Below are 20,437 nucleotides of genomic sequence, written 5' to 3'. Positions count from 1 at the left end.
ATCATGGCAAAAGACCCTATTAAGAAAGCAGAAAACGGAACTTATTATTTTAGAGCAAACTTAGGTTTTCATCCGATTACCGGAAAACAAATTCAGAAATACAAAAGTGGATTCAAGACAAAAAAAGAAGCCAGAGAAGCATATTCAAAACTTATGCTGACATCCACAGAGGAATTAACAGAAAAGAAACAGCAACTATCTTTTCAACAGTTTATTGAGGAAACTTATCTTCCTTGGTATAAAACACAAGTAAAGGAAAGCACCTATCTGAACCGCCGTTCTACCATTCAGAAGCATTTTTCATACTTTTACAAAATGACGGTGGATGAGATAGAACCCATTAACGTCCAGAACTGGCAGCTTGAACTCGCAAAAGAATTTAGTCCAAACTATATCCGTATTGTACAGGGTATGCTCTCTATTGCCTTTGACAGAGCAGTTGTTCTCGGTCTTGCAAAGAAAAATCCATCACGAATGATAGGAAACATCAAGAGCAAGAAAACAAAAGTGGATTTCTGGACACTGGATGAATTTCAAAAGGTAATTTCCCTGCTCTACAAGGGAGATTATTACGAACATTACCTTTTCATTTCATACTGGCTCCTGTTTATGACCGGAATGAGAATCGGAGAAGCCGCAGCCCTGCAATGGTCGGACATCAACTTTGAAACCGGACTTTTAAGTATAACAAAAACGCTGTACTATAAAACAATGGACGAATACAAATTTGTGGAGCCAAAGACACAAGCCAGTATTCGCACTATCTATATTGACACAGATACCATCAAAGAATTGAAAGCATGGCAGGAAGTACAGCAAAAGGTTTTAAAGGGCTGCGACCTTGTACTAAGCTACAATGGGATTCCCACCAGTAAGCACACCCTCCCACGGGCATTAGAAAAACTTGCTGGATTGGCAGGCGTACACCGTATCAAGATTCATGCACTCAGACATTCCCATGCTTCCCTGCTCATCAGTATGGGTGAAAATCCTTTATTGATTAAAGAACGTCTGGGGCATGAAAAGATACAGACTACGTTAGGAACCTATGGACATTTATATCCCAACACCAACGTGGAAGTTGCCAAAAAATTAACTGGTGTTCTCACTTATACTCCGGCAACAACCAGTGTTGCCGATTACACCAGCAATCAGCATACAGCAATCTATCACAGAGCAGTTGAATAAAAAAATGCAATCAAAATGCAATTCTAAAAGGAAAGAGCCTCAAAACCCTTGAAAATAAAGGCTTTGAAGCTCTGCTCCAACTATTCAAACTCTATCGTTGCCACCGGCTTCGGTGTAATCTCATAGCATACTCTGCTGACGCTTGGAACCTCTGCTGTAATTCTGGCGCAGATTCTTTCCAGAATATCATAATCGATTCTTTCAATGGATGCAGTCATGGCATCAATGGTATTGACAGCTCTGATCACTACCATATAGCCCATACTTCTTGCATTATCTCTTACACCTACAGCCTTGAAATCCGGTACTACAGTAAAATACTGCCATACTTTCTTATCCAGTCCTGTTTTGGCAAATTCTTCGCGAAGAATCGCATCAGATTCACGCAGTGCTTCCAGACGGTCACGGGTAATTGCACCAAGACATCTTACGCCAAGTCCCGGTCCCGGGAACGGCTGACGGTAAACCATTTCTACCGGAAGTCCAAGTTCCAGACCGCAGGCACGAACTTCATCTTTGAACAGCTGTGCCAGAGGCTCTACCAGCTCAAACTGAAGATCTTCCGGAAGTCCTCCTACATTGTGATGAGATTTTACGCATTTAGCTGTCTTTGTTCCGCTCTCGATGATATCCGGATAAATAGTTCCCTGTCCAAGGAATTCGATTCCTTCCAGCTTTCTTGCTTCTTCTTCAAATACGCGGATAAATTCTCCACCGATGATTTTTCTTTTTTCCTCAGGATCTGCAACATTTTTCAGTTTTCCAAGGAAACGTTCTGATGCATCTACATAGACAAGATTTGCGTGAAGCTGATCACGAAATACCTGAACAACACTTTCTGACTCGTTTTTACGCATCAGTCCATGGTTTACATGAACGCATACAAGCTGCTGACCGATAGCTTTTATCAGAAGGGCTGCAACAACTGAAGAATCTACGCCTCCTGACAAAGCCAGAAGAACTTTTTTATCGCCCACCTGTCTGCGGATCAGCTCTACCTGATCTTCGATAAAGTTCTTCATGTTCCAGTTCGGCTCTGCCTTACAGGTTTCAAAAACAAATTTTTTCAGCGTATCCTGATCCGGAAGCTTATCAAACTTCACATCGCACTGGGACTCCGGATAATCTACAGAAATCATAGGATATCCCAGATCATAAAGCTCCGGACGGATCACTACCGGCTTTCCATCTACAATTCTGTTCTCGCCACCATTGAGAATAATTCCTTTTACATTATCAAGAGCTTTCAGCTCGTCCGGGGTAATATCATGGGGATGAATCTCGCTGTATACACCAAGGCTGCGGATATCACGGGCAATTACCGTATTTTCGGTACTTCCCAGGTCAAGAATTACAATCATGTCCTGTTTCATAATAAACTTCTCCTTTGTTTTTATGATAATAACTGCTGCTTCTATTATAACGTCTTTCCTCAGAAAAATCATTATAAATCCAAAATAAAACACGCAATGTATGAAAAGGATTTTATTTTCTATGTTTTGCACAAAATCACAACGAGAATTCAGTATCAGGAACTTCTTCTATAGGATGTCTGGCAACGATTTCCAGACCCTGTATCAACATTTGATACTAGCATGGAATAAATTAAATTTCTGCTATATATTTCAAGGATAATGTGTGGTCAAATAGTGTTATCTAAGAAAGGATGAACACTATGAGAAAAACATATCTTCCTCTGTCAAATGAAGCCAGAGATTTGTGAAAAATTATTATACAAAAAGAGAACCATTCAGGCGCAAGTTGTGGATCATGCCAGAATCCTTTTATATAAAGCCGATGGAATGACATTCCAGCAAATTGCTGATAAACTTGCAATCAGTACCGCAACGGTACGCCTTTGTGTTTCAAAGTTTCAGAAAGGCGGTTTAGATGCTGCGCTGTTTGATGTTCAGCGTCCTGGACATCCGTTGGAAATTACCGATGATGCGAAAGCATGGATGATCCATATTGCTTGTCAGAGGCCGACAGCACTCGGTTATGCACAGGAACTGTGGATGTTGACCTCTCTCCACAAATACATTCAGAAACATGCAGAAGAAGCGGGATATCCCAGGCTTTTAACAGTTACCAAACCGTATATCCAGAAATTTCTTAAGGAACAGGATATGAAACCCTTTAAAATCGAATATTACTACGAAAAACGGGATCCTGATTTTGAATCAAAAATGCATGAGATTCTGTTGGTTTATAAGCAGATTAAAATGCAGTTTAATAAAAATGGTGTTCTCATTATTCCAGACGATTATAAACTGACGATTGCGGTATCGTATAATGAGAATTCGGACATTCAGACAATCTCCAATACGGCACCGGATTTACGCCCAACCTCAGAACATGGGGAAGTATATCGTGATGCAGAATACAAACGTCTGGGAACGCTCTCTTTACTGGCTGGCATTGATTTACTCACTGGAGAAGCAAATCCGTTAGTAAATGAGACCCCTAATCATTCTGATTTTATTGAGTTTTTAAAAATACTGGACAAAAAATATCCATCACAGGATACCATTCGGATCATCCTAGATAATCATTCTACACATACTTCCAAAGAAACACGGCGCTTTCTGGATACTATGCCAAAGGGATGTTTTAAATTCGTGTTTACACCAAAGCATGGCTCATGGTTAAACGTGATTAAAAGCTTCTTCAGCAAAATGACCAGACAGATGCTTCGAGGAATTCGTGTCAATACCAAACAGGAGTTGGAACTGAAAGCGTATGATTCTGGCTAAACCGTCAATTCCTCTGCGCAAACCTGTAAATCCACATTCCAGATACACTTTTTTAATCCAGTGCCATCATTGAGCATTGCGGAGCACTCCCAAAAGTGTTTGCAAAAATGAATCAGATGCCTGCTCGGCGCTTTCCAGAGTGAGGTTGTTTCCGCTTCTGATCAAGGTAGCGATTTTATACTCCGATGCCATATTACCGGATGGATTGCAGAAGAGGGAACTTCTACAAATGTTTGCATATGATTCACAGTTTCCAGGTAAACCTCATAGACTTTCCGGAGTCTCCAGTAATAACTCGCCTTTGTAATGTCGTGGAGCTGACACCATTTATCGATTTTCATTCCTTGCGGACGGTTTTGACAGTCTCTGATCAAATCAGCCCATTCACTCAAACAAGTTTGCTGTGCAACTAAACTTGTGTGGGATTTCATGACTCATCGGATGATTTTGAAAGGGTACTCGCTATTTTGCCAGAGATTTCGCTTTTAACCCCCCATTTTGCCGGATGTATTCTTGGTAAAATGGGGAATTCTGTTTCTAAAAAAAGCTGATGCGGTAAGGGATCTGCTGTCAAGAATAAATCCGGAAGAAATCCTCAGGATGTATGAGGAAACAGTTGATACAATGAAACGCAACAGGGTATTCCGGGAAGGGACAATAGAAGGATATGTTATAGCAGTGATAGACGGTATGAAATTATTCAGCAGTACAAAGAAAAATGTCCTGAGTGCCTGATCCGGAAAAACCAGTCAGGACAGACAGAATGATTTCACCGGGACATGGTATGCATGACGATAGGAAAGGCTCCGCATGTGATACTGGGGGCAGGAAATGTTAAAGTCAAAGGGTGGATCCGGGAAAGATAAGGGGGAAAGCGTCTGATCGAACGGCTAAGGAAAAGGCATGGACATTTCGCGGATGTAGTAGTGACAGATGCCTTATATTTGAATGCGCCCTTTATCAACACACTTAAGGAAAATAGACTGGAAAGGGTGATCCGTTTAAAGGATGAGAGACGGCGGCTGTTCCAGGATGCGGAAGGGCTGTTTAACCGTTGGGAGGTGAGAAAGAAATTATTCCAATAAGGGAAAAAAGGCAGAGGTATGGGATCTGCCTGGTTTTGAGATACCCAGCTGCCCGTACAGTCTGTGAGAAGCACGTTACCATGAAACATAGGAGGAAACGAGAGGGAATAAGGAGAGGTGAATGTAGCTGGTAACGGCACTGGAGGAGGCGAGATATGAAACGCTATGGGAAATGATGAACCACATATGGAACATAGAGGAGAATGGTTTCCACCAGTTAAAAACATATTACCATGCGAAGCATTGTTACTGTCATGGAGCGTCAGAAGCGATATGTAGCATGTTGATCCTAGATTTTAATATGAAGGAATTATATCTGTACCGGAGACTACAGGGATTTATAAAAAGTAGGATCAGCCGAAAAAGCGTAAGCCAGATTTTTTGTGATGACCTACAGACAGAGAAGGTAAAGTATATCCTGCATGGAGAAAGCGGATAGGGACTGGAGATGATAAGAAACCTTGAGAACAGGATAATTAAAAAAATCCATAATAGATGCGATAGAGGCAGTTTGTGCGTATTCTTTCGCATGGAAAGAGAAAAGGCGGAAAGCTGTAGAAAAAGAGGGATTTTATAAATATACAGAGTTAAAAGCCAAGTCCCTGCTATTTTACGTTTACTCTTGAACAGACTAAAGCTGTACCATAAAAGGACTGTCCTACCGGACAGCCCCTTCGCTTATCTGTTTCGTTTTATTACACGAGACGTCTTACAGAAAGAATAGTTCTGTAGGTAGCGTCATTACTGATCTTAATGCCATCTTTTGCATTGGATGCATGTACGATTTTTCCATCGCCCATGTAAATAGCAACATGACCGCCATAGCAAATCAGGTCGCCTGGCTGCGCATCTGCATAGGAAACCTCTGTACCTGCATTCTGCTGCTCATAGGAAGTTCTCGGAAGGCTTACACCAAAGTTTGCATATACACTCTGTACAAATCCGGAGCAGTCTGCACCGTCAGTAAGGCTTGTACCTCCCCATACATATGGGTTTCCTACAAACTGTGTAGCAAAATCAACTACTGAAGAGCCGGAGCCTGAACCAGAACTCTGATATTCCTCCGGATCTACTGTATTATCACTGTCAATCACATTTCCGTACTCATCGTATTCAACGTCTCCGTCACTTTCCTCTTCGTCTGTAACGGAATCAGGATCAATTTCATTTCCCTCTTCATCATAAAGAGTTTCGCCATTTTCCAGAGCATCTTCAGCGTCTACTTCATTGCCCTCTTCGTCATAAACAGTCTCATCCTCTGCTTCAGCTTCCTGACGTGCCGCTTCCTCTGCTGCTGCAAGCTCTGCCTGACGTCTTGCCTCTTCCTCGGCTGCGATTCTCTCAGCCTCAAGCCTTTCAATCTCTGCCTGCTGCTGTTCGATCAGAGCTGCATACTCATTTGCCATCTGCTGAGCATATGCAATCTCATTATCACAGTCTGCAGAAACTGCTCTTCTCTCATCAATTGCAGCCTGAAGGTTTACAGATTCAGCTTCATACTCCTGCTTCATCCCCTCCAGCTCTGCTTTTTCCTGCTGGTATTTATTTCCAAGCTGTGTTACCTGATCGATTGTATTTGCATACTTTTCAAGGCTCTGTCTGTCATAGTCATACATCTTCTGTGTATACTCAGCCTTGGTAAGAAGTTCGGAAAGGTTCTCTGCATTTACCATCATCTGGAACCATGCGTCATTTCCGCCTTTCTCATAAAGATACTGGATACGCTGTTTCATAGCTTCATACTGTTTATCTTTTGCATTCTGAGCTTTCTGAAGATCTGACTGTGTCTGCTCGATATCGGCCTGCTTATTGCTGATATCCCCTTCCAGAGTCTGAATGGAGACCATGACATTTACAAGATTCGCGTCCAGTGCAGCGATTTCGTTCTGAAGCTGTTCCTTGGCTGCATAAAGCTGATCGATCTGAGAATATGTAGCATCAAGCTGTGCGCTTGTCCAAGCCTGCTCCTCTCTCAGTTCTTCCTCTCTGGAAGCGCTTACAGTAGCAACCTGTGTACCCATCATCATAACTGCTAACATCAGACATACAATTCGTTTTTTCATGTTTCTCACCTCTTATATAAACACGTTTTGTAACATTTGCGAAATATTTTTCTTAAGCTCTTTTACATATTAACATATGATTTTATTGATTGCAAGAGGAAATCAAGAATTAGTTTAATATTTTGTAACATTTATTAATGATTACGAAATACACTATTGAATTTCTCTAGAAAAAAGTATCTTCGACATTTCAACCTCCCTGGCTCTCATTCATAATGGGGTAAAAGCCTATTTTTGTTACTTTTTTCATAATAATCCTATGAACATCTTACCCCAAATTTTTACTGACTATTTTGAGAAAATGAAATATACTTTGAATCCCAAATCATCCGAACTATAAAAAATCAAAAAGATAATCAATTGCGGGGGCCTTCCTTTGGCGATTCTAGGTGCAGCTGATGTGGCATAAAAAAGTTAACAGCTACTACAATATATTTATGGTTAATATTCCTTACAGCCAGTAAGGAATTACCCACCTTGTTACTTAAGCTGTTAAAATGATAAGAGCAATCGGTATATCAGATACCCCCTTGGACTTTGCGTCCGTAAATAAGTCTGCTAACCAACTCTTCATTCGCAGCGTTCGTTTTATGCAGATTGAACCGCCTTCCGGGTACGTTCGTGGCGCACCACAGCAGATAGAATGGGCAATGATTAAAACTGGTATTGAACAATTGCAATCTCAATCAAGGAGTAATATTTTTATGAATATGAACGCAGTAGGGTATTGATGTCTCCAAACGCAAAAGCACTGTAGTGCTCCTCCTTCCTGGTGGAACGGTTGTTTCAAAACTCTTTGATGTTCCCCGCTTGTCCGCTGATTTCCAATCTCTTAAGAAACTTATCAGAGAACTGGATGGTGAAACTCGCATTGTCATGGAGTGTAGCGGCCGCTACTATGAACCGGTAGCACGAGAACTGTCCCGGGACAGCTTTTTTGTAAGCACTGTGAACCCTCAGATCATCCATTACTTTCAGGGACAAGACAATCCTCTCCGTTAAAGTCAAGACCGATAAAGCAGATTCTATAAAGCTTGCACACTACACGCTTGACAGTTGGACGAATCTGAAACAATATAATCTTATGGATTAATTACGTTCCCAACTCAAAACCATGAACCGCCAGTTTGATTTCTGCATAGTGGTGCAGCCGCAGGAAGTACAACTTCAGCAAGTCAAACGCCGAAGAAATCTATGGAAAATCAAAGGAACTTATTTCTTTACTTCCAAAGAACAACTTTACCAAACGCATCATCAAACAACAATCTACCAATTAAACACGGCGTGACAGACCGTTGAACAGCATCGCACCCTTATGAATGAACCCCCTCCAAGCTGCCGGAATATCCAGTTGCCATGGCGATGAAGGACGTAGGACCGTCTCTGGGTCCTCAGCTTATGGACAAGATCGGAGATGTCATACGTTTTATCCACAAAGACGCTATCACGGCATTTGCCGGCGCGGATCCCGGTGTCAACGATTCTGGCGATTATTCCCAGAAAAGCGTACATACTTCCAAACACAGTTCGACCGTGCTGAGAAAAACTCTCTTCCAGATCATGAATATACTGATTAAAATCAAACCGAACGATGCCGTATATCTGTTCATGGATAAAAAACGCTCCGAAGGCAAGCCGTATTATGTCTATATGACTGCCGGAGTTAATAAATTTTTACGAATCTACTATGGTCGGATGAAAAAATATCTTTCATCACTTCCAGAATCTGAATAATTCCACAACACTTTTTCAGACCAGCGCAGATGTAGTGGTCTGATTATGATACCTATTTTTTAACCTGTATAAAATTTTCAATGTTCATCAATTTAGCCTTGACTTTTTATTTGCAGGCTTGTTCTCTTGATTTTATTATGAAATCCTTGAGAACAAACTGTCAACTTTTTTATACCACATCACTATAAGTGTTTTGCACTCTCCATCTGCATGGCGATTGCGGAGGGTCCTCCTCCATCTCACAAAGAGCATTGCCATTTACTTTATAAAAAGTAGGGGCATTCAGGACACACTGTGTGACAAATCATTGATTTTCTTTGCCATAAAATCACCTTTTCTTTCTTAATAGTGGATGGACACCTCTATTACAATGGGGAAAGGTGATTTTTGTGTATAACGATGCCCCACATAAATCAGGTGGATTATAGTTCAAAACACCTGCACAATGCGCAGATGTTTTGAACAGGCTAAAGCCGTACAAAAAACAGCCCGCATATATTCTACTATATACACGGGCTGTTCATATTATTTTTTATTTCTTATAAAGATAACTGCTGTATTCGGGATCCTCCAGATTCGATGCATCTATCCACGCCGGTTCCAGAAAAACAGTTCCCTCTGCTTCTCTGTTCTCCGGGTCTGTTACTTTAGCTGCCGCCAATATGGTCTGGTATCCCATCTCATATGGATCCTGGGAAACAATTCCGTATTCCCGTCCATCCTTCACTGCCTGCTGCTGCTTTGTGGTTGCATCCACACCGATCATCACCGGCAGATCTTCCTCTGTCTGATCCAGAGCAAGATATAATTCTGACACGTCCGCATTTGTACAGTATACTCCTGCCGTATCCGGATTCTGCGCCAGAGCCTCCTGCATGGCTGCGCTCATATCTTCTACCTGATCTGCATAGACTTCCTGTACAACTTCCATATCTGTATATTCTGCAATGGCAGTTTTAAATCCACTGACACGCTTCTGGCTGCTTTCTGTCTTTTCCTGAGCAGAAAAAATCAGAATACTGCCTTTTTCACCCAAAGCTTCTGCAATTTTTTCTCCGGCAATTTCACCCACACGTTCATTATCTGTTCCATAAAACCCTGTTACAAGTTCATTTTCGCTGACGTTGGAGTCAAAAATGATTACCGGAATATCATTTTCTGTGGCCGTTTCCAGCTGAGCCTGACAGGAGTTCATATCACTTGCAGAAAAGCAGAGAACGGAAGGATTTTCTGCAATAACTGCATCAAGGGTATTTACCTGCTCTTCCACATTCAGTTCATCATCCGGTCCTTCAAAAGTCATTTTAATCTGGTCGTCTGACTTAAATCCATAAGCGGTATTAAGATCTTTTACTGCATCTTCCATACCTTTATGTACCATATCCCAGAATTCACCACTGACACTTTTGCTTACTACTGCAATTCTGCTTCCGGCCAAAACCGGCGCTGATGTATCGATACGGGAACTGCTGTCTTCTTTCTCGCTTTTTTCTGCCTCATCTTCTGTCCGCACATCCGCAATTGCCTTTTCCTCAAAAACATCACATTTCGCAAAAATCCCTGCCGCCAGAACTGTACCTGTCACAAGGACTGCCGCAACAGTTGTTTTTTTCATTGATTTTCTCCCCTTCTGCTACATCTGTATGTGCTTCCAACCATTTTTACGTTTCGATACATCACCTTATCATATTTTACATTTTACGTCCATACTTTTCATAGTTTTTTCATGATTTTGGGTAAAGTTTTACACTTTTCCAAAAAGCGCCGATTTCTACACCGACTGAGGAATACAAAAACCGGAAAATGCCTGACCCTGAGGTGTCACATAAAAATCCATTTTTTTCCCTGTTTCCGGATGCAGAAAACTCAGACAGCAGGAGCACAACCCCAGAGGCAGCCCCGAGCTGTCTTTGGGATTATATTTCCTGTCTCCAATAAGAGGCAGTCCCGTGTGCGACATCTGAACTCTGATCTGATGGTGGCGTCCCGTTTCAAGCTGGATTCTTACCAGGCTGCGGTATCCGGATACTGTACGGTTATCAGAAATCTCTTCCAGCAGTTTATAAGACAAAACCGCTTTTTTAGCTCCCGGAGTCTTTTTTTCTGTCGCAAAAGACATATTTTTTCTTCCATCTCTGTATAAGTAATCTATAAGTTTCTTTTCTTTGTCCATAACTTTTCTGTCTGTCACAGCCAGATAAATTTTGCCTATACCGTCTGTTGTCATCTGTCTATTGATATTTGCTGCGGCAGCAGACGTTTTTGCAAAAACAATCACTCCTTCTACCGGCTGATCCAGTCTGTGCAGGACTCCAAGCCACGGAGCATTCTTCCCTCCTGACTTTGCTGCCAGGTAATTTTTCAACGCACTTTCCATATCCATGCTTCCCATTTTTGCATTCTGAACTGCAAGCCCTGCCGGTTTATGACATACCAGTATCTGACTGTCCTCATAAAGAATATTTTCCTGTATATTTCCTCGCCACATAAAAAAACTCTCCTTTTTACTTCTGTGGAGAGTATACTCTAAAAGACTGTTTCTGGCAAGAACGACGGCCATCACTTTTTACTTCAATTTCAAAAATGATGACCGTCTTAACATTCTTCGTTATTCAATTTTTATTATCCTCATTTAAAAAATTATCTTGTGTCTAATTGGTTTCTATAAAGATTTACCCTATTTAGTTTTTCCGTTCCGCATATATTTCTGTATATGTGATTCTTTCTCTGATTTCCTGCTCGTAAACATTATGATTATTTATCATTTTGTTTATTTAGAAAGTTGATAGATTTTGAAATTATAACTTACGGATTATAATTTCTGAAATTACAGTACCCTTTGTGAGAAGATACTCTTCTGATGCAAAGCTTCAATTCATACAACTCATTTTACAATTTCATTATATGGATTTCAAAATATCTTTCCTGTCTGTTTACAAACTTTCCAAAAACTCTTCTTTTCGGCAAAGTTCTGAGACTGGCAGTTATACTTCTTCAGCAAATATTTCTTTACATATTCCTGAAGTTCTTTGTATCAGGTTCGTGACAGTTATTCAATACGAAAAATCGTTTCTATATACCTGAAGTACGTTTTCCTTATACAAGTCACTTTAAATTTTCATCAGATATGATATCTAAATCAGTTATTCCGGTATCTGTCACTGGAATTTTGTTTTCTGAAAAATATCCTTGCGATTCGTATCTTCCGGATTCATTCATTCAGATTATTTACTGAATAAATTTCACCTCATGGATTTCCATCCCTCAGACTTTTTAACTTGAAACTAAATTCTCCTGATCAGATCACAAACTATAATATCAATTGATTGTTCCCTGTTGTGGATTTACTTTACGGTTCTTATGTACCAGGTCTTTCTTGCAGGAAACACGATTCCTGTCACTGTTTCGTATTGATAAACAAGTAATCTACTTTCCCAATGGAACCACCTTTACCCTTCTTTTGATTTCATCCTTTTCATGTAACATTTATATATGCTATGAATTGAATGATTTTCTCTTTTGTACTTTGATTGCTTTTTCTTTTGATGAGTATATAATAGCACTGCCCCTCTTATTTGTCAATACATTTTTCGATTTTATTTTCATTTTTTCTACATATTTTCATTTTAATTTGATTTAAAACAATTATATTTTTATTTTTTTATAAATTTCAGATAATTATAAAATCAAACTATAAATAAACAAATTTGAAAAGATGTTCCTGTTCACAGGCCATTATCCCGCGAAACATTTTATCATATACATGCCAAACTCCTGTATTGCCTCATTATATAAGCGTTAAACTGTGAATAAGAAAATATCGAATTTTGTACAATAGAATCCGTAATATACGGACATAAAAGAAATATTAAACTCTATATGCGCATCTTACCAAAAAAATTCGTGATGATTTTGTGCGCTTTTTCATATTTGCTCATCTATAACATTAAAAATAATATATCGACCCTACAACTATAAATAACATATGATTCTTTTCCCCCTCCTCTGCACAGATCACAAGCAGCAGAAAACATAAGCTCCTGTTATTTGTCTTATCCTGTCCGCTTCCGGGATCGAGCAGAAGCCTGACAGATCTAAAACTATGAACTTTCAGATTCTCTGCAGACTGAAGCGCCAGAACACAGCTGCAGGATTTTACCATAATCCTGTATCCGACTAACGCAGACATGCCGCACGCCTCTAAAGTCCTCAATCCTGAAGGGACTTGCTCCGCTTCGAGCACCAGATGCAAACTGCTATGGGCAGTCATATTCCCCTACATCTGGTCACATCCTCTCCTCTAATTACATCCTCACAAAGCGTTTTTATTAACCACAAAAATTCGTACAGAACGTATTACTTTCCCGGGGCATAAAAATAGCCAGAGCCGGATATGAAACGCCCTAAAATATCACATTTCAGGGACGTCTCAATATTCATCCATGCCTGGCTATTAATAAATTCTTATTTTCTGTTGTAATTGATCAGACAGCCTTTCAATATGATTTCTCTTTCATCGTCTGTCAGTTCTCCGAGAGTTACCTGAAATTCTTTCAGGCCTTCCGGTCTTACCACATATCCTGAGATATTTTCCGCTTTTTCAGCCACAGCCTTACGGATACCAGGGAACAGAAGGTAATCTCCATTCTCAAACGGAAGCTCTCCGTCCTGAATCAGGAATGGGAGCATACCCCAGTTGATCAGGTTGGAACGATATCTTTTTGTTGCATATTCATTGGCAATATTTGCCCAGCCTCCAAGTACTTTCTGACAGGATGCCGCCTGCTCTCTGGCAGAACCATCGCCCGGTTTTACCGCAAAGATCGTGCTTCCAATACCCAGATTGCCATCGCCGATCTCCGGGAACTGTTTCTGAACAGTTCCCATTACCTGCTGCAGTTCCGGTACAGCCTCCAGAGGGCATTTGCCTTCCTGGATTGCTTTCTGAGCTTTCTGAATTTCTTTGGCGCGGCCTACATACTCGGGATCCTTTCTGGACAAAGTAAATTCTGCCAGTCCAAGAGGATTGGAGCGATAGGATGAGGTTTCTCCTGAAGGAATCAGCTCGTCTGTTGTTGTAACCGGATCATGGATTTCAGAAACTACTTTCAGTACAAGATTCTCTGCCAGCTCCGGCATTTCCGGCCAGTCCTTAATGTTTGGTCCGAACTGGATCTCCACATCTGGATCTGCTACGCCCTTGCTGTCAAAAATACGATTTTCGTAAATTGTTTTGTCAAAGAAATACTTCTGGCCTGTATAAGTTCCGGTAAAGTTTTCTGCTGAAGTCAGGAAGCCTTTGTTTGCTGCTGTGGCTGCAATAGATCTTGCATCCATAAGCGCCACTGAGGAAATCTGTCCGTTCTGTATCTTGGAGCCTTCGCGGTTCGGGAAGTTTCTTGTTGTGTGGCGAATGCTGAATGCATTATTTGCCGGTGTGTCTCCTGCTCCAAAGCACGGTCCGCAGAATGCGGTTTTTACAACTGCGCCTGTTGCCATAAGGTCTGCCAGCACACCATTTTTTGCAAGCTCCATATAAATTGGTGTACTTGCAGGATATACGCTAAGTGTAAAAGCATCTGCACCGATGCTGGTTCCTCTGAGAATATCCGCTGCTGCACAGATATTTTCAAATCCGCCTCCGGCACAGCCTGCAATAATTCCCTGATCCACATAAAGCTTACCGTCAATTACTTTATCCCTTAAAGTAAACGGTACTTTTCCATCCAGACTTACCTGAGCTTTTTTCTCAACATCACTTAAAATATCATCAAGATTTTCATTCAGTTCATCAATAGTATATGTATTGCTCGGATGGAACGGCATAGCGATCATTGGCCTGATCTCGCTGAGATCCACTTCTACGCAGCCGTCATAATAAGCCACCTGACCCGGCTGAAGCTTTTTATAATCTTCTTTTCTTCCATGAATTTCATAAAATTCTTCAATAGTATCATCGGTCTGCCAGATAGAAGAAAGACAGGTTGTCTCTGTAGTCATAACATCAATGCCGATTCGGAAATCCGCGCTGAGACCTGCCACTCCCGGTCCCACAAATTCCATGACTTTATTCTTCACATAACCATTTGCAAAAACTTTTCCGATAATAGCCAGCGCAACGTCCTGAGGACCAACTCCCGGCCGAGGTTCACCTTTCAGGTAAATAGCAACAACACCAGGCATATTGATGTCATAAGTCTGAGAAAGAAGCTGTTTTACCAGCTCACCTCCGCCTTCTCCCATTGCCATGGTTCCCAGAGCGCCATATCGGGTATGACTGTCAGAGCCAAGAATCATTTTTCCGCCTCCGGCCAGCATTTCACGGGCATACTGGTGAATCACGGCCTGATGAGGAGGTACATAAACACCGCCGTATTTTTTTGCACAGGTAAGTCCAAACATATGGTCATCTTCATTGATCGTTCCGCCTACTGCACACAGAGAGTTATGGCAGTTTGTCAGTACATAGGGAACCGGGAATTTTTCCAGACCGGACGCTCTGGCCGTCTGAATAATTCCTACAAAGGTAATATCATGAGATGTCAGTTTATCGAATTTAATCTGCAGTTTTTTCATGTTACCGGAAGTATTGTGAGCTTCCAGAATTCCATATGCCATCGTATTTTTCGCTGCCTCTTCCCTGGATACCGGCTGAGTCATGCTGTTTTCTTCTACGATATCATGGCCGTTTACAAGATAAACACCGCCTTCGTACAGTTTCATAATAGCTCCTCCATTCATAAAATATGGTCTGTATAATTATTTTATTATAGTGCATTTTCAGAAAATCTGCAATGAATTTTCTTTACTTATACACAGAGAATCTGTATACTGGTTACTGATATTGTTTAAGCAGAAGCTTGTGCTGTCAGCAAAAAGGCAGCGGAATGGAGGATTTTTTATGTTTCGTTTATGGGGAAAAATATGGAAAAGTAATCATTTAATAAAAGATACCGTAGTATGCGATGATTCAGATGACACCAGAACTCATAAAATCTTCAGAGGCCTGGAAGAGATCTGCTATGAATTTGACCTGGAAAATCCCATCTGGCTTGACAGTACCATTACGGACTTTAAGCGTCATTCCAAAACGAGATTTTACCAGGATAGTTTTATAGAACAGATAGAATTCGATTATCTGGAAATTCAGGTTATCGAAGAAGACTGATCATTTTAGTTTTTTGTTGGTAATGGACAGATAATCTCTGTCCTTTGCTTTTTTGCGGGGAACAAAAAGGGAAATCACACTGCGTTTTCCTCTTCCTCTTGCATAAACGAAACCGATCACTGAGAATACCACAGCTCCTATAAAATTCACAAAAAGGTCCTTCATAGTGTCATAAAGCCCTATATCCAGATATCCTCCAAGTCCCAGCGCCTGCTGTGTCCCATCTCCATGAACCAGAATTACGTCCGCGATTTCCCTGACAGCAATTGAGTGATTGGCTTTTGCCGGATCCAGCATAACACTGCTTACCATATTTACAATGGTATCCTTTTGCATATCAAAATTCAGGAACCGGTCCACTCCAAACTCAAAGAATTCCCACATTACGCCTACAGTCATGGAAAAGCAGAATGCTACCAGCGCCAGAAAAAAGGGCGACAGGTCAAAGGTCAGTTTTTCATTATCATTTAATAATAAGACCAGGGAAAAACCCACAGCCGCACACAAAAAGCCGTTCAGCGTATGAAGAATGGTGTCCCATCCGGGGATTACAATATAAAAAGCATTAATCTCCCCCAGGATCTCCGCAGCAAAAATAAAGCACAAAATAGAAATTTCCAGTCCTATCGGTATCTCTATCCTCAGCTTTACCTGAAGCCAGCTTGGAATATACAAAAGAAGCAGCGTCAGTACACTGAGGAAGAAGCTCTCATAATTGTGCAGAAAAATCTGACGCACCATACACACAATTACAAGAATCCTCAGTATAGAAAATACAATAAAGGTACTTCTGTGCTCCTTCAGTTCCATATTCACTGCCTGTCTCAGTGCCTTCATCCGGTTCTTTCTTTTTTCTCTTTTGTCTTTCATATCAAGTTTTCTCCTAATGACATTTTTCTACATCAGCCACCTTTTTACAAAGGGAATTTTCCTAAGTAAGGCTGCTGCGATCCAGCTTATTATAAAAATCAGAAATATAACAATGGGAATTGCAATGATCGTGTTGCTCATCATCATACTGTCAATGCCGTTTCTGTGAAGAAGATCACGCACCAGCGCATGGATCAGGTAAATTCCAAAGATACAGACTTCCGCTGATCATAATAAAACCAGCTACCGCGAACCGGTTAATGCCATGGAAAAAATTTGATACTTTCCAGGTAAAGGTGTCTATGGGAATATCCCTGAAATGCTGAGAACCTTCATGAAGGCCGATCACTGCGATACAGGCTACTATGCGCAGCAGTTCAATCCACGTAATTCGTTTTTTATTCATATCAGTAAACCCTGTTTCTGTCCTCTCCGGCCAGAAATGCTTCTATATTTTTTACTACCTCATCTCTGCATCGGAATCTTGTTTCCACAGGCGCCCATGCTATATGAGGTGTGATCAGAAGTTTTTTGCTGTCCTGAATCTTAATAAGAGGGTTATCTTCTGCCATAGGTTCCTGTTTCAGTACGTCAAGCCCCGCTCCGGCAATCATATTTTGTGTAAGCGCAGTATAAAGATCCTCCTGATTTACAATAGGACCTCTTGCCACATTAATGAGAACCGATGTAGGTTTCATTTTTTTCAGCGCCTGAAGATCAATAAGATTTTCTGTCTGGCTGTTTAACGGCGCATGGATTGACAGAACATCCGACTCCTGTAATATTGTGTCAAAATCCACCTGTTTCCTGTCAGAGGTCAGCTGGTATTTTCTTCCGGATGCAGAATAACAGATCACTTTACAGCCAAAAGCTTCCGCAATGTCCGCAACCTTTTGCCCAATAGCTCCCATTCCGATGATTCCCCATGTTTTTCCGCTGAGTTCATAAAAACGCTGGGAAAAATACGAAAAATTGCGATTTTTTATATAAGCGCCTGATTTTACATAGTCGTCATAAAAGCTAAGTTTTTCCCACAGATAAAAAAACAGGGCAAAAGTATGCTGGGCAACCGCATCTGTGGAATAACCGGCTACATTACAGGCATGAATGCCGCGTTTTTTCAGATATTCTCCATCCAGATTATTGATTCCTGTTGCTGTCAGACAAACCAGTTTCAGATTTTTTGCGTCTTTGAGAGTTTCCTCACACATGGGAAGCTTGTTCGCCACAATAATATCCGCATCCTTTACCCGTTCAGGCATCTCCTTCTCTGAAGTGGATGGATAAATTGTAACTTCCCCAAGATGAAGAAAAGGGGTGAAGACCATGTCCTCACCCAGATTTTCTCCCTCAAGAAAAATAATTTTCATAAAGTATCAGAGTCTTTTAAGGAGCTCTTCTCTTTCTTTTTCATAGCCCGGCTTGCCAAGAAGAGCGAACATATTCTTCTTATAGCTTTCAACTCCCGGCTGGTTAAACGGATTTACTCCAAGAAGATATCCGCTGACGCCACATGCAAACTCAAAGAAATAGAATAACTGTCCCAGATAGAACTCGTTCTGCTCCGGAATATCAACTCTCAGGTTCGGAACCTGTCCGTCTGTATGAGCAAGGATTGTTCCGTTCATTGCGCTTTTATTAACAAAGTCGACCGTTTTTCCTGCCAGATAGTTCAGTCCATCCAGATCCACTGCTTCTTCTCCGAGAACAAGCTCTGCGCTGGATTTTTCTACATTCATAACTGTCTCAAACAGGATACGGTTTCCATCCTGGATAAACTGACCCATAGAATGAAGGTCTGTTGTCAGATCTACTGCTGCCGGGAAAATACCTTTCTGATCTTTTCCTTCACTCTCTCCGTAAAGCTGTTTCCACCACTCATTGATATAGTGAAGGCTTGGTTCGTAATTTGCCAGAACCTCTACAGTTTTTCCCTTGCGAAGAAGAATGTTACGGATTGCAGCATATTTCAGCGCGTCATTATCCTCAAAGGCATTGTTAAGCGCGATCTCCCGTCCGGAAGCAGCTCCTTCCATCAGCTTATCAATGTCAGCTCCGCTTACTGCGATCGGAAGAAGTCCTACGGCTGTAAGTACAGAATATCGTCCTCCTACATCATCCGGAACAACAAACTCTTCATATCCTTCTTCATCTGCAACCTTTTTCAGGGCTCCGCGAGCCTTGTCTGTTGTTGCATAGATTCTCTTTGCAGCGCCCTCTTTTCCGTATTTCTTTTCAAGGATTTCCTTAAATACGCGGAAAGCAATGGCAGGCTCTGTAGTAGTACCGGATTTAGAAATCATGTTAATAGAGAAATCTCTGTCTCCCACTACGTCAATAAGCCCCTGGATATAGCTGCTGCTGATACTGTTTCCAACATAGTAGATCTCCGGTGTTTTGCGGATTTCTCTGGAAACATTATTATAAAAACCATGTCTCAGAAACTCAATTGCTGCTCTGGCTCCCAGATAGGAACCTCCAATACCGATTACAAGAAGAACCTCTGAATCTTCCTGAATCTTCTTAGCTGCTGCTTTAATACGGGCAAATTCTTCTTTATCATAATCAACCGGAAGGTCGATCCAGCCAAGGAAATCATTTCCTGCACCTGTCTTTTCTGTCAGGGTTTTTGCCGCTGCCTCTGCCAGTGGCTTCATTGCCTCGACTTCATGATCTGCGATAAAACAGCCTGCTTTTGAATAATCAAATGTTACTTTGCTCATGGCTCTCACTCCTTTTACTATTTTCAATCCGTATTTCTTATACAGAAACGGATCGGTATATCTGAATTTTCTTCAGCATCTCTTCCTGATGCTGTCCACGCTAAGTATAGCAAAAACTTGCCTTTTCTACAAGAAGGAGATCCTAACAAAGTATAAAAACCAACGCCTTGGAAACAGCAGCTGATTTCTGAACTGTATCAGTTCATAAACTCTCTGATGATCTCCCTCATAATTTCCTCTTCTTCCGGACTCAGCATTTTGCTGAAATGACTTCCCGTAGCCGCCGTCTGCCGGATGCTTGCAGTGATCTTTTCTACCATTTCCTCCTGGAACGCAGGATCCTGCTTCTCGCATACCACTGTTTCTGATGCTCTCCTGGATGCAGCAGCTTCTTCCTTCTTTGCCCGGGCCTGCAGAATATAGTCTGCTAGAGAATTCATAACAAGATCTTCTCTGTAAGTAAAATCAAGGGCCTGTCTTAAAAGAAGCAGTATCACAGGTACTGCTGTTCCGATATAAAGATACTGCATAGAAAGGCCGTCCTTAAGTTCTAGCCTGGTGGCTAAAAAAAGAGCCAGTCCCAGGCACCCCGCTGAAAGAAGCGACGGTCCCCACACAAGAAGATTCATCCTGTTGAGAAGCCTGTCCCTGGTCTTCCAGAGGTTCAGCCATTTTTCTTTCAGGTTCATCACTGCTTTTGTTTTTCGCATGGCTCTTCTGTAGGTAAGGTGTACGGCCAGCATTCCCACTGCTCCCAGTGCGCCCAGCGCAGTCATGGTATAGAGCAGAAGATGCAGATCCATAATTCGTTCCAGCATGATTCCCTCCTTGATTTTCATATTCCGGCCAGCCA

12 protein-coding genes and 2 pseudogenes are annotated in these 20,437 nt (G+C 41.4%); 4 read left to right on the top strand and 10 right to left on the bottom strand.

The features are described from left to right. Positions 1 to 3: 3 nt before the first annotated feature. Entirely contained in the window at positions 4 to 1,188 is a 1,185-nt protein-coding gene (locus NSA57_RS12040) for a site-specific integrase (RefSeq protein ID WP_029732491.1), read from the top strand. Between the two features lie 80 nt (positions 1,189 to 1,268). On the opposite strand, the gene guaA is transcribed toward NSA57_RS12040, so the two are convergent. Continuing rightward, a complete protein-coding gene (gene guaA / locus NSA57_RS12035; RefSeq protein WP_257464963.1) occupies positions 1,269 to 2,561 on the bottom strand; it encodes a glutamine-hydrolyzing GMP synthase in 1,293 nt (430 codons plus the stop codon). A 302-nt stretch (positions 2,562 to 2,863) separates the two neighbouring features. Between guaA and NSA57_RS12030 the strand changes: the two are divergent. Then, a pseudogene (locus tag NSA57_RS12030) lies at positions 2,864 to 3,929 on the top strand (IS630 family transposase); the annotation flags it as partial. Between the two features lie 1,792 nt (positions 3,930 to 5,721). Here the strand turns inward: NSA57_RS12030 and NSA57_RS12025 are convergent. Continuing rightward, on the bottom strand, positions 5,722 to 7,089 hold the full coding sequence (locus tag NSA57_RS12025) for a C40 family peptidase (protein ID WP_022067101.1): 1,368 nt from the start codon (positions 7,087 to 7,089) through the stop codon (positions 5,722 to 5,724). Positions 7,090 to 7,793: 704 nt separating this feature from the next. Here NSA57_RS12025 and NSA57_RS19800 point away from each other — a divergent pair. Next, positions 7,794 to 8,823: pseudogene (locus NSA57_RS19800) on the top strand (IS110 family transposase). 532 nt (positions 8,824 to 9,355) lie between these two features. On the opposite strand, the gene NSA57_RS12015 reads toward NSA57_RS19800, so the two are convergent. The 3 genes from NSA57_RS12015 to NSA57_RS12005 form a co-directional block, all read right to left on the bottom strand. After that, complete coding sequence (locus NSA57_RS12015; protein WP_257464962.1) at positions 9,356 to 10,438, bottom strand: substrate-binding domain-containing protein; 1,083 nt, start codon at positions 10,436 to 10,438, stop codon at positions 9,356 to 9,358. 156 nt (positions 10,439 to 10,594) lie between these two features. Continuing rightward, a complete protein-coding gene (locus tag NSA57_RS12010; protein ID WP_147599792.1) occupies positions 10,595 to 11,311 on the bottom strand; it encodes an RluA family pseudouridine synthase in 717 nt (238 codons plus the stop codon). Between the two features lie 1,976 nt (positions 11,312 to 13,287). After that, entirely contained in the window at positions 13,288 to 15,546 is a 2,259-nt protein-coding gene (locus NSA57_RS12005; RefSeq protein ID WP_147599793.1) for a hydratase, read from the bottom strand. 178 nt (positions 15,547 to 15,724) lie between these two features. Here NSA57_RS12005 and NSA57_RS12000 point away from each other — a divergent pair, with 178 nt between their 5' ends. Next, positions 15,725 to 15,991: a hypothetical protein gene (locus NSA57_RS12000; protein WP_147599794.1), complete on the top strand. Its 267-nt coding sequence runs from the start codon at positions 15,725 to 15,727 to the stop codon at positions 15,989 to 15,991. On the opposite strand, the gene NSA57_RS11995 is transcribed toward NSA57_RS12000, so the two are convergent. From NSA57_RS11995 to NSA57_RS11975, 5 genes are all read right to left on the bottom strand, one after another. Beyond that, positions 15,992 to 16,861: a DUF2238 domain-containing protein gene (locus tag NSA57_RS11995; RefSeq protein WP_173753088.1), complete on the bottom strand. Its 870-nt coding sequence runs from the start codon at positions 16,859 to 16,861 to the stop codon at positions 15,992 to 15,994. Between the two features lie 175 nt (positions 16,862 to 17,036). Continuing rightward, on the bottom strand, positions 17,037 to 17,267 hold the full coding sequence (locus tag NSA57_RS11990) for an acyltransferase family protein (RefSeq protein ID WP_257464961.1): 231 nt from the start codon (positions 17,265 to 17,267) through the stop codon (positions 17,037 to 17,039). Position 17,268: 1 nt separating this feature from the next. Continuing rightward, a complete protein-coding gene (locus NSA57_RS11985; protein ID WP_257464960.1) occupies positions 17,269 to 18,231 on the bottom strand; it encodes an NAD(P)-dependent oxidoreductase in 963 nt (320 codons plus the stop codon). 6 nt (positions 18,232 to 18,237) lie between these two features. After that, a complete protein-coding gene (locus NSA57_RS11980; protein WP_138271561.1) occupies positions 18,238 to 19,584 on the bottom strand; it encodes a glucose-6-phosphate isomerase in 1,347 nt (448 codons plus the stop codon). Positions 19,585 to 19,781: 197 nt separating this feature from the next. Then, positions 19,782 to 20,402, bottom strand: coding sequence for a hypothetical protein (locus NSA57_RS11975; protein ID WP_147599813.1), 621 nt, complete (start codon positions 20,400 to 20,402; stop codon positions 19,782 to 19,784). Positions 20,403 to 20,437: the final 35 nt, after the last annotated feature.

Source organism: Blautia caecimuris (assembly GCF_024622975.1).
Lineage (GTDB): Bacteria > Bacillota > Clostridia > Lachnospirales > Lachnospiraceae > Blautia_A > Blautia_A caecimuris.
This window is presented reverse-complemented; position numbering and strand designations above follow the sequence as displayed.